The organism is Asanoa sp. NPDC049475 (assembly GCF_040676915.1).
Classification (GTDB): domain Bacteria; phylum Actinomycetota; class Actinomycetes; order Mycobacteriales; family Micromonosporaceae; genus Asanoa.
The window spans coordinates 1-12,201 of record NZ_JBFAPY010000020.1 but is presented as its reverse complement, the minus strand read 5'-3'; the positions used below and the strand labels follow the sequence as shown (position 1 = coordinate 12,201).

Here is a 12,201-nt window from a genome sequence, read left to right as displayed (position 1 = left end):
GTGTCGTCCAGCCGAGCGAAGCAAGGGCTGGACGACACCGCACCGCGTGAGCTTCTCGGCGCTGCGGGAGCGAGTGAGCCCAGCTATTTGGCCGGTGCTGCCTTCAGCCAGCTGAGAGCTGCCTTGTGGTAGTTGATCGCGAAATCCAGGGCTGCGGCGCCGTAGGCGTCGCCTTCCTTCTTCGCTTCCCGGGCCTGCTCGCGGGCCGACGCCAGCTGCTCGCTGTGGTAGGCGTTGGCGTTGGCGTAGAGCTCCTTGAGCTGGCCGCCGGAGTGCTGGTTGCCGAACGCCACGCGAAGGGCCGTCGGGTTGCGCACGGCGTCGCGGCCGGGCGTCTCGCTGAGCCAGCGGGAGAACGCCCGCTTGCCCGACGCGGTGATCGCGTAGGGCTGGCTGGAACGGGGACCCGGCTTGCCGAGACGCACGTAGCCCTGCTCGGCCAGCGCCGGCAGCTCGCGGTAGACCTGGCTGCGGGTCATCGACCAGTAAGGGCCGAGCCGACGCTCGGCGGACGCCATCAGCTGCCCGCCGGTCATCGGTCCTTCGTGGAGCAGACCGAGCAGTGCGGCCGCCGTGGGGTTGATGTCAGTATCCGCCATAACTCAAAGGTCGCACGCAGGCGGCCCCTCGTCCAGGATTTCGACTGATCAAAAACTGGGCGTCTCCACAATGCACTGTCTGTGACAGACAGTCTGCTAAGGACAATGAAGCCAGGCGGGCGGTATCGGCTGCAAAAGCCTTGATCATGTCCTCGGAGGCATGGAAGGCATGAGTTCCCCGATACCGGGCACAGGCCCCAGGTCGGGTGGTACGAGCAGCTCGTCCACCATGGGCGAAGGGCTTGCGGTGCTGGTGGGAGCCTTGGTGCCACTGGGAAAGGTGGTGTCCGCGACCGCAGGTGGCGAGCCCGCCTCGGGTTGCCAGGAAGGTCCCAGGTCCGGACCCGCACCCCTGGCACCACTCAGGATCGCCAACGCGGCGAGCACCACGAGCGTGACCACCGCCACCCCCGCACCAAACAACGCGACACGCCGATGTCGACCCGAACGGGGCGGTCGCTCCGGATCCACAGGGGCCGGTCCTGCCTCCGGGAGTCCCGCGAGCGGGATGCCGACCAGAGCACCGGCGTACGCGGACGCGGGCGAGACCGGCGCGGCCCGCAGCGGCACCCACGCCACCGGCGCACGGGCCACAGTGGCGCCGCCCGGCCGAGGCCACCAGGTGACCTGTTCCCCGCGCAGCGGTGACAGCGTGGGCGCGCCGTCGAGGGCCGGCTCCAGCCCGCGCAGCCGGGCGGCGAGCAGTCGCGCGGCCGGTCGCCGCTCCGGCTGGGTGGACACGCAGTCCTCGATCACCGGCCAGACGACGGCGGGCAGGCCGGGCGGCGGTACGGGAGTGCACGTCGAGTGCCGGGCGATCACCTGGGTCGGTTGGCCACCACGGTAGGGGCTGCGCCCGGTGAGCAGTTCGTAGAGGACGATCCCGAGCGCGTACACGTCGGCCGCCGGACCGGCCGGTGTGCCGCCGACCACCTCGGGCGCGACGTACTCCGGCGTGGCGTGGAGGACGGCCGGCAGGTGCGCCGCCGTCCGCCGCGCCACGCCGAAGTCCGTCAGTCGCACCCGCCCCCCGTCGGCGGGCACGAGCAGGTTGGCCGGCTTCACGTCCCCGTGCACGATCCCCCGACCGTGCAGGTACGCGAGCGCGTCGGCCACCTGGGCCGCGATGTGCGCCGCGACGGCCGGCGGCACTGGGCCGTCCCGCCGTACCCGGCGACGTAGGTCTTCGCCCTCGACCAGGTCGAGCACGAGCGCCGGAGCACCGTCGAGCGTGGTCGTGCCGCGCAGCCGGACGATGCCGGGATGGTCGAGCCCGGCGAGGATCTCCGCCTCGGACGCGAAGCCGGCGACGAGCTCGGGCTCCGCGGCTGCCTCAGGCCGAAGCACCTTGATCGCCACCGGCTCGTCGGTGTGCCCGTCGACCGCCCGCAAAACGGTGCCGACCGCACCCCGGGCGATCTCGTCGCCGCGCTCGTACCGCTCCATCTCCGACCTCCCCGCGCCCCAAGCTAGGTGCGCGGAAACGCCCGGCGGCCGGCCCGAATCCGGGATGGCACGAACCTGGGGTCAGAGGCGGGAGCGCATCTCCCAGAGCTCCGGGTAGAAACGCATCTCGATGCGGGAGCGCAGGTAGGCGCCGCCGGCCGAGCCGCCGGTGCCGGGCTTGGTGCCGATCTGCCGCTCGGCCATCAACACGTGCCGCGCCCGCCACAGCGAGAACGCCTGGTCGTGCGCGACCAGCGCCTCGGCCAGGTCCCAGAGCTGCCCGAACCGCTCCCGGTCGTTGGCGATGGCCGCGTACGCGGAGAACCGAGCCTCGTCGGTCGACACGTCGAAGCCGGCCTTCGTCAGCACGGCCAGAAAGCCGTCCCACATGCTCGGCTCGTCGAGCCGGGCCTGGAGCCGAGCCCGATCGTCGTCGGCCAGCCCCTTGAACCGGCGCAGAAAGCCGGGGTCCTTGGCGCCGGACAGGAACTCGATCTCGCGGAACTGAGCGGACTGGAAGCCCGACGCGGGCGCGAGCTTGTTGCGGAAGGCGAGGAAGTCCTGCGGGGTCATCGTGTCGATCACGTCGACCTGGTTGACCAGGACCCGCTCGACCACCAGGCAGCGCTCCAGCCGCACCCGGGGCAGGTAGCTCTCCCCGGCCAGCATCCGGTCACGGGCGTCGGTCAGCTCCGAGAGCAGCAGCTTGAACCAGAGCTCGTACACCTGGTGGATCGTGATGAACAACAGCTCGTCGTGGGCGGGCGGCGATGACTCCGGGACCTGCTGGTCGAGCAGATCGGGGAGGCGCAGGTAGGCGCCATAGGTGAGGCGGCCACCCTGCTCACCGAAATGGGCGTCATGAAGGATCTCTTCGGTCACCCTCCGCACGTTAAACCCCTGGTTGTTTGACCTGCGCGAGTGGGTGCAGCAGGCTGACTTGCCGTGGCGTCCGCGTTGCTGAGCTGGCTGGCCCTCCGCTCACCCGGCGAGCTCGCCGCGATCATCGAGCGGCGGCCCGACGCGCTGCCGGCCGCCGACCTCGACACCCTCGCGGAGCGGCTGGAACGGGACAGTTCGGTCGCGGCCGCCTTGTCCACAGTGCCGCTCCCACAGGCCCAGGTGGTCGAGGCCCTGGCCGGGCTGGGCGGCCCGAGCGTGGATCCGGACCAGCTCGCGCGGCTGCTGGGCGGGCCTGACCTGGGCGAGGCGCTGGCGGGGCTCGCCGCGCTCGCCCTCGTGTGGCCCGACGAGGCCAGCCTGCTGCGGATGGCCGCGCCGCTGCGGTCGTCCTTCGAGTTCCCCCTCGGTCTCGGCCCACCGGCCGGCACGTTGCTGGAGACGGTCGACCGGGACCGGCTGGCCGGCATCGCCGCGACTTGGCGCGTCCGCCCCGACCGGCCCCGGCAGCTGGCCGGCGCGGTCGCGGCGGTACTCGCCGACGCGGACCGCGTCCGCGCCACCGCCGACCTCGCACCCGACGACACCCGCGCGCTGCTCGACCGGCTGGCCCACGCCGGGCCGGTGGCCGAGCAGCCCGACCCGGCGCTCGCCTGGGCTCTCGACCGGGGGCTGGTGCTCCCCGACGGCTGGCGGCGGGTCACGATGCCGCGTGAGGTCGCCGTGGCGCTGCGCGGCCCCGACTGGCGCGCACCGTTCGACCCCCGTCCGCCGGCGCTGGCCGTCAACCTGGCGCCGGCCGCCGCGGTCGAGCGGGAGGCGGTCGCGGCCGGCACGCGCGCGGTGCAACGGGTCGGAGCGCTGCTCGACCTGGCCGAGCACAGCCCGCTCGCGTTCCTGCGGTCCGGCGGTGTCGGTGCCCGCGAGCTGCGCCGCGCGGCCAAGCTGATCGGTGCCGACGAGGCCGAGGTGCGGCTCTGGCTGGAGCTCGGGTACGCGGCCGGACTGCTCGGCCTCGTCGACGAGACGATCGCGCCGACCGCCGCGGCCGACGAATGGCGTGCGGCCAGCCCGGCCGAGCGGCTGGCGACCCTGCTGACCACCTGGCTGACCCTGCCGACCGTCGCCACCGCTGACAGCCGCCCCGAGGGTGGCCCGGCGTTGGCCGCCCTGCTGCCCGACCTGGCCTGGGCGCCGGTGCTCGACGGCCGGCCCGGCCTGTTGCGGTTGCTCGGCGCCCTGCCGCCGGGCCGGGGTGCGGCGACCGACGGTGTGGCAGCCGCCCTGCACTGGCAGCTACCGATCGTCGTGCCCGCGTCGCACCCACTGGTCGAGGGCACCCTGCGCGAGGCGGCGCTGCTCGGCGTCGTGGCGCACGGCGCGCTCAGCCCGCTCGGCCGCGCGCTGGCCGAGGCACCCGACACGCTGGTCGCGGTCGGCGCCGAACTGCTGCCGGACGCGGTCGCCGAGGCGATCTTCGAGGCCGACCTGACCGCACTCGTGCCGGGGCTGCCGGCGGCGCCGCTGGCCACGCTGCTCGACACCGCGGCCGAGCGCACGGCGGCCGACGGCAGCGCATCGACGTGGCGATTCACCGCCGGCTCGGTGCGGGCGGCGCTGGACGCCGGGTTCACGGCGGAAACGCTGCTGGCGGCCCTGCGGATCGTGGCCGCCGACGGTTCGCTGCCGCAGGTGCTGGCGTACCTGGTGGAGGATGTCGGCCGCCAGCACGGCCTGGTCCGGGTGCGGGCGGTCGGCTGCGTGCTGCGCACCGACTCCGCCGCCCTCGCGACGGAACTGCTGGGTGTCCGGTCGCTGCGTACGCTCGGCCTCGCCGCGCTGGCGCCCACCATCCTGAGCAGCCCGCGTTCGGCGGACGAGACGCTCGAGGCGCTGCGTGCCGCCGGTTACTCGCCCGCGGGCGAGGACGCGACCGGCGCGCCCGTCGTCCGCCGGGCGCCCCGGGTGCGCGCGACGCCCCGGCGGCGGCCCGGGCAGGTCCCCGCGGCCCGGCCGGCGCCCGTCGGTGACCTGGTCGAACTGGCCGAGCGCCTGCTCGACCAGGGCGTCAGCGCGCCGGCCCGGCCCCGGTTGGTGGCGGCCGGCGGCACGTCCTCGACGCCGACCGAGCGGCCGATGCTGTGGCTGGTGCCGGACAGCCCCGAGCCCGAACCCGGCGATCCGGCCGAGGTGGTGGCCGCCGAGGTCCGGCGGCACACCCCACAGCTCGACGCCCGCCAACGCGACCTGCTGGTCTACGCGATCGTGGTCGGCGGGCCGGTCAGCATCGACTACCGCACGGCCGGCGGCGACTTTTCCAGCCGCGTCGTCGAGCCGCTGGAGCTCGAGGGCAACAAGATGGTCGCCTGGTGCCGGCTGCGCGAGGACGAACGCGTCTTCGGCCTGAACCGGATCGAACGCGTCCGACCGGCTTAGGGCGTGTCTCGTGGATCAGGGTGGTGCCCCGGCGAGGTCCAGGCGGCGTCCGGGCGTGCGCGGAGGTGGGTCGGATACAACACCGGTATCCGACCCACCTCCGCGTGCGGTCGGTCGTCGTCTGGGCCCGGCGGGGTGCCGGCATGATCCACGAGACACGCCCCTAGCTCATGTGCGGGTAGCGGTGGTCCGTCGGCGGCACGAAGGTCTCCTTGATGGTCCGCGGGGAGGTCCAGCGGATCAGGTTGTGCCAGGAGCCCGCCTTGTCGTTGGTGCCGCTGGCCCGCGCGCCGCCGAACGGCTGCTGGCCGACGACGGCACCGGTCGGCTTGTCGTTGATGTAGAAGTTGCCGGCCGCGTACCGCATGACCTCGGAGACCTGGTCGACGACCCGGCGGTCGTTGGCGAAGATCGAGCCCGTCAGCGCGTACGGTGCGATGCCCTCGGCCTGTCGCACGACGTCGTCGAACGTGGCGTCGTCGAAGACGTGGACGCCGAGGATCGGGCCGAAGTATTCGGTGGTGAACACCTCGTTGGTCGGGTCGGAGCACTCGACCACGGTCGGACGGACGAACCAGCCCTCGCTGTCGTCGGCGGTGCCACCGGCCAGCACGGTGCTGGAGGCCGAGTTCTTGATCCGGTCGAGGGCACCGGCGTGCTTGGCGAACGCCCGGGCGTCGATCACCGCGCCACCGAAGTTGTGGAAGTCGGCGACGTCGCCGTAGGTGAGGCTGTCGGCGGTCGCGGCCAGCCGGTCGCGCAGGCCACCCTCCCAGATCGAGCGGGGGATGTACGCGCGGGAAGCCGCGGAGCACTTCTGGCCCTGGAACTCGAAGGCGCCGCGGATCAAGGCGGTGTGCAGCGCGTCGACGTCGGCGCTGGTGTGCGCGACCACGAAGTCCTTGCCACCGGTCTCGCCGACCAGCCGCGGGTAGCCGCGGTAGCGGTCCAGGTTGGTGCCGACCTCGTGCCAGAGGTGCCGGAAGGTCGGGGTCGACCCGGTGAAGTGGATGCCGGCCAGGTCGGGGTCGTGCAACGCGACCTCGGAGACGGCCAGGCCGTCGCCGGTCACCATGTTGATCACGCCGGGCGGCAGGCCGGCGGCCTCGAACAGCCGCATCGTGAAGTGCGCGGCGAACTGCTGGGTCGGCGACGGCTTCCAGACCACCGTGTTGCCCATCAGCGCCGGCGCGCTCGGCAGGTTGCCGGCGATCGCGGTGAAGTTGAACGGGGTGATCGCGTAGACGAAGCCCTCCAGCGGGCGGTGGTCGAAGCGGTTCCACACCCCGTTGGACGAGCGCGGCTGGTCGGCCAGCAGATCGTGGCCGAACGCGACGTTGAAGCGAAGGAAGTCGATCAGCTCACAGGCCGCGTCGATCTCCGCCTGGTAGGCGGTCTTCGACTGGCCGAGCATGGTGGCCGCGTTGAGGGTGTCACGCCAGGGACCAGCCAAAAGGTCGGCCGCGCGGAGGAAGACGGCCGCCCGGTCCTCGTACGACATGCTCCGCCACATGGGTGCCGCCGCCTTCGCGGCCGTCACCGCCGCCTGCGCATCGGCGTTGGACGCGTTATGGGTGACTCCCAGCACATGCCGGTGCCGGTGTGGCTGGACCACGTCGATGGCGTCCCCGCCACCCATGCGCTGGTCGCCGTCGATGGTCATGGTCAGCTCGATCCGCTCGCCGGCAAGCTCGGCGAGGCGGCGCTGGAGGCTGTCGCGCTCGGCGCTGCCAGGCGCGTAGTCGCGCACCGGCTCGTTGCGCGGCTCGGGGGTGGTGAACACGGCGTCCATCTACGGCTCCTGACCGGTCTTGACGGCTTTGGCGGAATCCGGCCCGCCGGCGCCGGGCGGTCAACCGGGCGCGCACCCGCGACGACCGGCGGGTGCCAGCGCCACGGTGGTGGGACCTCAAGCCATATTCGCACGTCCGACCGCATGGCCACCGCTGTGCGCCCGCGCCCGGGGCCGGTCAGGCGACCCGCGTACCCTGGTGCGTCGAGCGGACCGGGGTCGAGTCGACCGAAGGGGACACGATGAGCGAGCGCACCGGGGCTGTGGGCACCGAACCCGACTCGCCCCCTGCCGAGGAGACGGCGTCGCCCGCCGTGGTCGCGCAACGCGCGCCCGAGCCCTCCGAGTCCGCTGGTTCGCATGACTCGCCTGACTCGTCTGTCGAGCCGGACGACGTCGCTGACGAGCTCGCCGACGAGGAGCCCGGCACGGACGAGGCCGACGACGCGCCGGTGCGGATCTCGACGCGGCCGACCACCCGTACCACCGGGCTGGTTCCCGGCCCTGGCGCCGGCCTGCTGGCGCTGCTCGCGCTCGCCTGGTTCGGCACCACGCTGTGGGTGCTCCAGCGGGAGATCTCGACCTCGGTGACCGACGCGGTGGCTATCGCCTCGGCGGCCATCTCGCTGCCCACGGTGGTCTCGGCCAGCCTGGTCGCCGGCGCCGCCTCGGCGTTGGTGGCGGTCAACCTGATCGCCCGGGCCGGCTGGACCCCGGCGGCGTCGACCCGGTGGGCCGGCGCGCTGGTGACCAGCGTCGCGGTCGGCCTGCTCGGCGCGCTCGGCGTGATCATCGGGTACGACGGCCCGGGCAGCCGGGTGCTGGCGGCCACGATCGCGGCGGCGTCGGTGGTCGGCGGCGCGCTCGCCGGCCTGCGCCCCACCTCGCTGGTGGCCGCCGTGCTGTCCGGCTCGCTGGCGGTGTTCGCGGTGCAGTTCGTGCTCAACTACCTCGGAGCCGGCCCGATCTCCGGGGCGAGCACCCTCGCCGCGCTGGTCGCGGGCTTGGTCGCGGGCATCGTGCCGTACGTCTACCTACGCCGGGTGACCAAGCGGGAGACCACCGAGGGCGGCGCGCTGAGCTGGCCCTTCTACATGGTGACCGGCGCCGGCGTCGGCATCACGCTGCTGGTCACCGAGGTGGTCACCCGGGTCGGCGGCGCGCAGGTGCTCGACGCGGTGGCGTCGCTCAGCGAGTACGACCGCGCCTTCCGTGCGCATGTCGACGCGGACCGGCTCACGTACACGCTGATCGTGTTCTTCGTGGGCGCGTTGACCACCACGATCGCGTTCGGTCGCACGCTGCCCTCAAAGAAGCGTGTCTAGCTCCGAGACGTCGTACCACTCGAGCTCGTGGTCCTCGGCGATGTCGACGGCGAACTGCGCGTCCGGGTCGCCGGCCAGCGCCTCCTCGACCTGACCGGCGGCCGCTTCGACGTCACCCTCGGCGTCTCGGCTGTCGACATGCACCGCCGCGACGGCCTGGAGCGGCACGGGGCCGGTCAGCTTGACCATGCTGGAGCCGAGCTCCGCGTCGACCCGCTGCACGGCCGCGCGGCCCAGGTCGGCGGAGACCACCACGCGGCGGCGCGGCGCGGTCGGATCCTGGCGCAGCAGTCGCAGGGCGCTCTGGGCGGCGCGGGTGAAGGCGACGTACTCGAGCTCCTCCTCGTCGCCCTCCGCGTACCACTCCCGCAGGTCGGCGGTCACGGCGTGCGCCGCGGCGACGGTGAGGCCCTCGTTGCGGAGGGCGGCGAGCATCGGCAGCGTCGCCGGCAGGTAGACCCGGATCAGAGCGTCTGGCACCGGACGTTCATACACTGCCACCGGGTACGGCCGCCAGCGGCGCGGTCAACGGGTCTGCCTCGCGGGTGACTGGTCCGTCCTCGGTGAGCACTTCGAATCCTTCGCGGATCCAGTACTCGATGCCGCCGATCATCTCTTTCACGTCGTAGCCGCGGCGGGCGAGCTCGTGGGCCGCCTTGGTGGCGCCGTCGCAGCCGGGACCCCAGCAATAGACGACGACGGGGGTGGCTTTGTCGAGCAGCTTGTCGGCGCGCATCGGGATCATCCTTCTCGGCAGGTGGATCGCCTGCGGGATGTGGGCCTGCCGGAATGCCGCGAGATCGCGGGTGTCGACGAGGGTGAAACTGCCTTCCTCCGCCGCGTGTACGTCGGAGACGTCGGTCTGGAAGGCCAGCTTGGCGGCGAAGAACTCCTGTGCGTTCATGCCTGTTGACGGTATTGCTCTGTTGGCTTGCGCTGAATGGTCTGTCAACGGTCCTTTGGTTGATCGGGCGTTGGTTGCCCGGTAGTTTGATGTGGTGACCGTTGATTCCCCGGCGCTGGACGCGACCGACTGGCGATTGCTGGCTGAGCTGTAGTCGTCGGGGCGGGCGTCCTTCGCCGAGTTGGCCCGGTCGGTGGCGATGTCACCGAGCGCGGTCGCGGAGCGGGTCCGGCGGCTGGAGGAGGCCGGGGTGGTCGCCGGCTACCGTGCCGTGGTGCCGCCGGCGGTGGTCGGCCTGGAGATCATGGCCTTCGTCCGGCTGCGCTATCCGACAGGCAACTACAAGCCGTTCTACGCGCTGCTCGAGACCACGCCGGAGATCATCGAGGCCCACCACGTGACGGGCGAGGACTGTTTCGTGCTCAAGGTCGTCGCCCGCTCGATGCGCCACCTGGAGTCGGTGTCGGGCCGGATAGCCGGGCTGGGCGCGGTGACGACCAGCGTCGTCTACTCCAGCCCTCTGCCGGGCCGAGACGTGTCGTCCGCGGCGGCGCTGGCCCCCGGGGCCGAGGCATAGGTGCTGTCCGCAGGCAGTCGGTGGCAAACTGAGGCAACCGCGCTGGTTGAGGGGTGATCCGGGTGGAGCCGAGGTTCCTGCGTCTGTCCGACGTGGCTGAGGAGCTGGCCACCACGGACTCGCAGATCTACCACATGGTCCGCAGCGGAGAGCTGCCGGCAATCAAGATCGGCGGGCGGGGCCAGTGGCGGGTCGAGCGTTCGAAGCTCGAGGAATACATCAGCAGCAAGTACGCGGAAACCGCTGACTGGGTCGCCTCGAACCCGCTGGTCGACAAAGAGCCGGACTAGCCTCCCACGGTTTCTCGGCATATCGGGGTGTCTGCTTTCAGCAGGCACCCGTTTCCATGCTTTCCATTGACGAAGGCCGAAGTCTGGCCTCAAGATGGTGTGGTCGAAGGCAAACGAAAGCAAACGCAAGATTCTTTGTCTGGTGATCAGCCCACCGGGGAGGCTGCTCCATGTCGACCGCCACTGCTCCGCCTATCGTCCTGACCCGCGAGGCATCGTCCCGTCGCGGGCCGAGCGCACAGCCGTCCATCGGTCCGCCGTCGGGCGGCGGACTCGCGACCGTGACGCCTACCGGCACAGGCTGGCCGCTCGCGTCCGCAGCGCGGGCAACCACGCCGCACCGCGTCGCCGTCGGCAGCGGACGCGGACACACGCCAGTCCGCCGAGATCTCCCAACACCGCCGGCCCGATCGGATGCCGCGGAATCGCTGGGCCCAGCGACGGCGCGCTCCACTTCCGCGCCCATACCGGCCCAGCCCAGACGCCCGAGAAGGCGTGCCGAGCCTGCACCTGCACCGCCGCCAACCCGACACAGCCACGCGACATGGCCCATGGGCTCTACACCTCCGCCGCCAGCCCGCCAGGGTCAGGCAACAGAGCCCGTCGGCCTCACACCACCGCCGCCATCGACCCGACAGGGTCCGCCAACAAAGCCCCTCGGCCTCACACCGCCGCCGCCATCGACCTGCCAGAGTCATTCAGCAGAACCCGTCAGCCTCACACCACCGCCGACATCCACCCGGCAGGGTCAGGCGACAGGGCGCCGCAGTTTTGTTCCTGCGGCGACGCCGGCTCGGGTCCCGCAGGATGCGGGCGCATCGCTGATCCGTCGCTCCTCGCGGCAGAAGCGCACGGTCACGAGGGGCTACTACCCGCCCATCACCGTCCGGCCGGCGCCGTCGTTCGATCCGCCTTATGTCGACGAGCCCGGCGCGGACGAGTGGTACCGCGAGGCCGCAGGCCAGCTCGCCTTCGACTTCTCCGCCCTGACCCGCCGGCCTGGGAATGCGACGGCTCCGCAGACCACCGCACCGGCTACGACCCAAGCACCTCTCACGGCGTCGCCCGAGGCCCGGCATGCCGCGGGCCGCTTCACCCGGGCGTGCCTGGAGATCCTCAATGGCTACCGCCCGGTGGCCCATGTCCGGTCGCTGTCGCGACCGACGAACGCACACGCGCTGGTGGAGCAACTCTTCGACGCCCTGCGCCGCATGCCGGTCAGTCCGGCGCAGCGCCGGCAGCAACCGGAGCTGGTGCGGCTACGCCACCTACGGATCAGCGAGCCCACCCCGGGCATCGTCGAAGCCGCGGCCGCGCTGGGCACCGACGCCCGCACGTGGGCTATGGCCTTCCGCCTGGAACACACGAGCACGCGCTGGCTGGGCACGGTGCTCCAGGTCCTATGACTCCCGGAGCGCCCACCTGGCCAGGGCACGCCGGTGGGCGCTCCGGGCTCCACCACCACACCATCGAGTCCGCCGCACCACGCCGAGCGGATGCTGTGGGCTACGCCCGCGCGGACACGACGCGTCGTCGCGACGGCTTCGGCCCGACTCGCGGAGAGCCCCGGGGCTTAGACGAGTAAGTCCTAACTGCCCCGCGTTGAAGGCCTGCCGCAGGCCGCGGCCGTGGCCGTGGCCGTGGCCCGTGGCCGTCGGCCGTGTGGGCCGCGGCCGTGGCCCGTGGCCGTCGGCCGTGTGGGCCGCGGCCGTGGGCCGTGTGGGCCGCGGCCGTGGGCCGTGTGGGCCGCGGCCGTGGGCCGTGGCCCGTGGCCGTGGGCCGTGTGGGCCGCGGCCGTGGGCCGTTGGCCGTGTGGGCCGTGGCCGTCGGCCGTGGTGGGCCGCGGCCGTGGGCCGTTGCCCGTGGCCGTCGGCCGTGGCCGTGGGCCGTGGCCCGTGGCCGCGGGCCGGGGGGGCGCGGCCCCCGGGCGGG

Annotated in this window: 11 protein-coding genes and 1 pseudogene; 6 read left to right on the top strand and 6 right to left on the bottom strand. The window is 72.6% G+C overall.

From position 1 onward, the window contains the following. Positions 1-83: 83 nt before the first annotated feature. The 3 genes from AB0J88_RS39905 to AB0J88_RS39895 all read right to left on the bottom strand — a co-directional run bounded on the left by AB0J88_RS39905 (position 84) and on the right by AB0J88_RS39895 (position 2,927). Complete coding sequence (locus AB0J88_RS39905) at positions 84-599, bottom strand: PadR family transcriptional regulator (RefSeq protein WP_364362183.1); 516 nt, start codon at positions 597-599, stop codon at positions 84-86. Between the two features lie 144 nt (positions 600-743). Further along, positions 744-2,045 carry a protein kinase gene (locus AB0J88_RS39900; protein WP_364362184.1) on the bottom strand — a complete coding sequence of 434 codons (1,302 nt, stop codon included), beginning with the start codon at positions 2,043-2,045 and terminating at the stop codon, positions 744-746. Positions 2,046-2,126: 81 nt separating this feature from the next. After that, the gene (locus AB0J88_RS39895; RefSeq protein WP_364362185.1) at positions 2,127-2,927 is read right to left on the bottom strand and encodes a tryptophan 2,3-dioxygenase family protein; all 801 of its coding nucleotides are present in this window, start codon (positions 2,925-2,927) and stop codon (positions 2,127-2,129) included. Positions 2,928-2,990: 63 nt separating this feature from the next. Here AB0J88_RS39895 and AB0J88_RS39890 point away from each other — a divergent pair, with 63 nt between their 5' ends. Continuing rightward, positions 2,991-5,381 (top strand): helicase-associated domain-containing protein, encoded by a 2,391-nt coding sequence (locus AB0J88_RS39890; protein WP_364362186.1) that lies wholly within the window; start codon positions 2,991-2,993, stop codon positions 5,379-5,381. A gap of 163 nt (positions 5,382-5,544) precedes the next feature. Here the strand turns inward: AB0J88_RS39890 and pruA are convergent, their stop codons facing one another. Continuing rightward, entirely contained in the window at positions 5,545-7,173 is a 1,629-nt protein-coding gene (gene pruA / locus AB0J88_RS39885) for an L-glutamate gamma-semialdehyde dehydrogenase (RefSeq protein WP_364362187.1), read from the bottom strand. Positions 7,174-7,415: 242 nt separating this feature from the next. On the opposite strand from pruA, the gene AB0J88_RS39880 reads away from it, so the two are divergent. Then, positions 7,416-8,498: a hypothetical protein gene (locus AB0J88_RS39880; protein ID WP_364362188.1), complete on the top strand. Its 1,083-nt coding sequence runs from the start codon at positions 7,416-7,418 to the stop codon at positions 8,496-8,498. On the opposite strand, the gene AB0J88_RS39875 is transcribed toward AB0J88_RS39880, so the two are convergent. Next, positions 8,481-8,978: a hypothetical protein gene (locus AB0J88_RS39875; protein WP_364362189.1), complete on the bottom strand. Its 498-nt coding sequence runs from the start codon at positions 8,976-8,978 to the stop codon at positions 8,481-8,483. The genes AB0J88_RS39880 and AB0J88_RS39875 overlap by 18 nt on opposite strands. Positions 8,979-8,985: 7 nt before the next feature. Next, positions 8,986-9,402, bottom strand: coding sequence for a rhodanese-like domain-containing protein (locus AB0J88_RS39870; RefSeq protein WP_364362190.1), 417 nt, complete (start codon positions 9,400-9,402; stop codon positions 8,986-8,988). 172 nt (positions 9,403-9,574) lie between these two features. Here AB0J88_RS39870 and AB0J88_RS39865 point away from each other — a divergent pair. The 4 genes and pseudogenes from AB0J88_RS39865 to AB0J88_RS39850 form a co-directional block, all read left to right on the top strand. After that, positions 9,575-9,646, top strand: a pseudogene (locus tag AB0J88_RS39865) (AsnC family transcriptional regulator); the annotation flags it as partial. Positions 9,647-9,706: 60 nt separating this feature from the next. After that, positions 9,707-9,979 (top strand): Lrp/AsnC ligand binding domain-containing protein, encoded by a 273-nt coding sequence (locus AB0J88_RS39860; protein WP_364738185.1) that lies wholly within the window; start codon positions 9,707-9,709, stop codon positions 9,977-9,979. Between the two features lie 62 nt (positions 9,980-10,041). Next, positions 10,042-10,269: a helix-turn-helix domain-containing protein gene (locus AB0J88_RS39855; RefSeq protein ID WP_364362191.1), complete on the top strand. Its 228-nt coding sequence runs from the start codon at positions 10,042-10,044 to the stop codon at positions 10,267-10,269. A 170-nt stretch (positions 10,270-10,439) separates the two neighbouring features. Beyond that, on the top strand, positions 10,440-11,675 hold the full coding sequence (locus tag AB0J88_RS39850) for an Rv3235 family protein (protein ID WP_364738182.1): 1,236 nt from the start codon (positions 10,440-10,442) through the stop codon (positions 11,673-11,675). The last annotated feature ends 526 nt before the right edge of the window (positions 11,676-12,201 follow it).

Bases quoted from the DNA above. Each gene is read 5' to 3' on its own strand.
- pruA (WP_364362187.1), bottom strand. From the start codon at position 7,173: ATGGACGCCGTGTTCACCACCCCCGAGCCGCGCAACGAGCCGGTGCGC.
- AB0J88_RS39870 (WP_364362190.1), bottom strand. From the start codon at position 9,402: ATGAACGCACAGGAGTTCTTCGCCGCCAAGCTGGCCTTCCAGACCGAC.
- AB0J88_RS39900 (WP_364362184.1), bottom strand. From the start codon at position 2,045: ATGGAGCGGTACGAGCGCGGCGACGAGATCGCCCGGGGTGCGGTCGGC.
- AB0J88_RS39905 (WP_364362183.1), bottom strand. From the start codon at position 599: ATGGCGGATACTGACATCAACCCCACGGCGGCCGCACTGCTCGGTCTG.
- AB0J88_RS39850 (WP_364738182.1), top strand. From the start codon at position 10,440: ATGTCGACCGCCACTGCTCCGCCTATCGTCCTGACCCGCGAGGCATCG.
- AB0J88_RS39860 (WP_364738185.1), top strand. From the start codon at position 9,707: ATGGCCTTCGTCCGGCTGCGCTATCCGACAGGCAACTACAAGCCGTTC.
- AB0J88_RS39880 (WP_364362188.1), top strand. From the start codon at position 7,416: ATGAGCGAGCGCACCGGGGCTGTGGGCACCGAACCCGACTCGCCCCCT.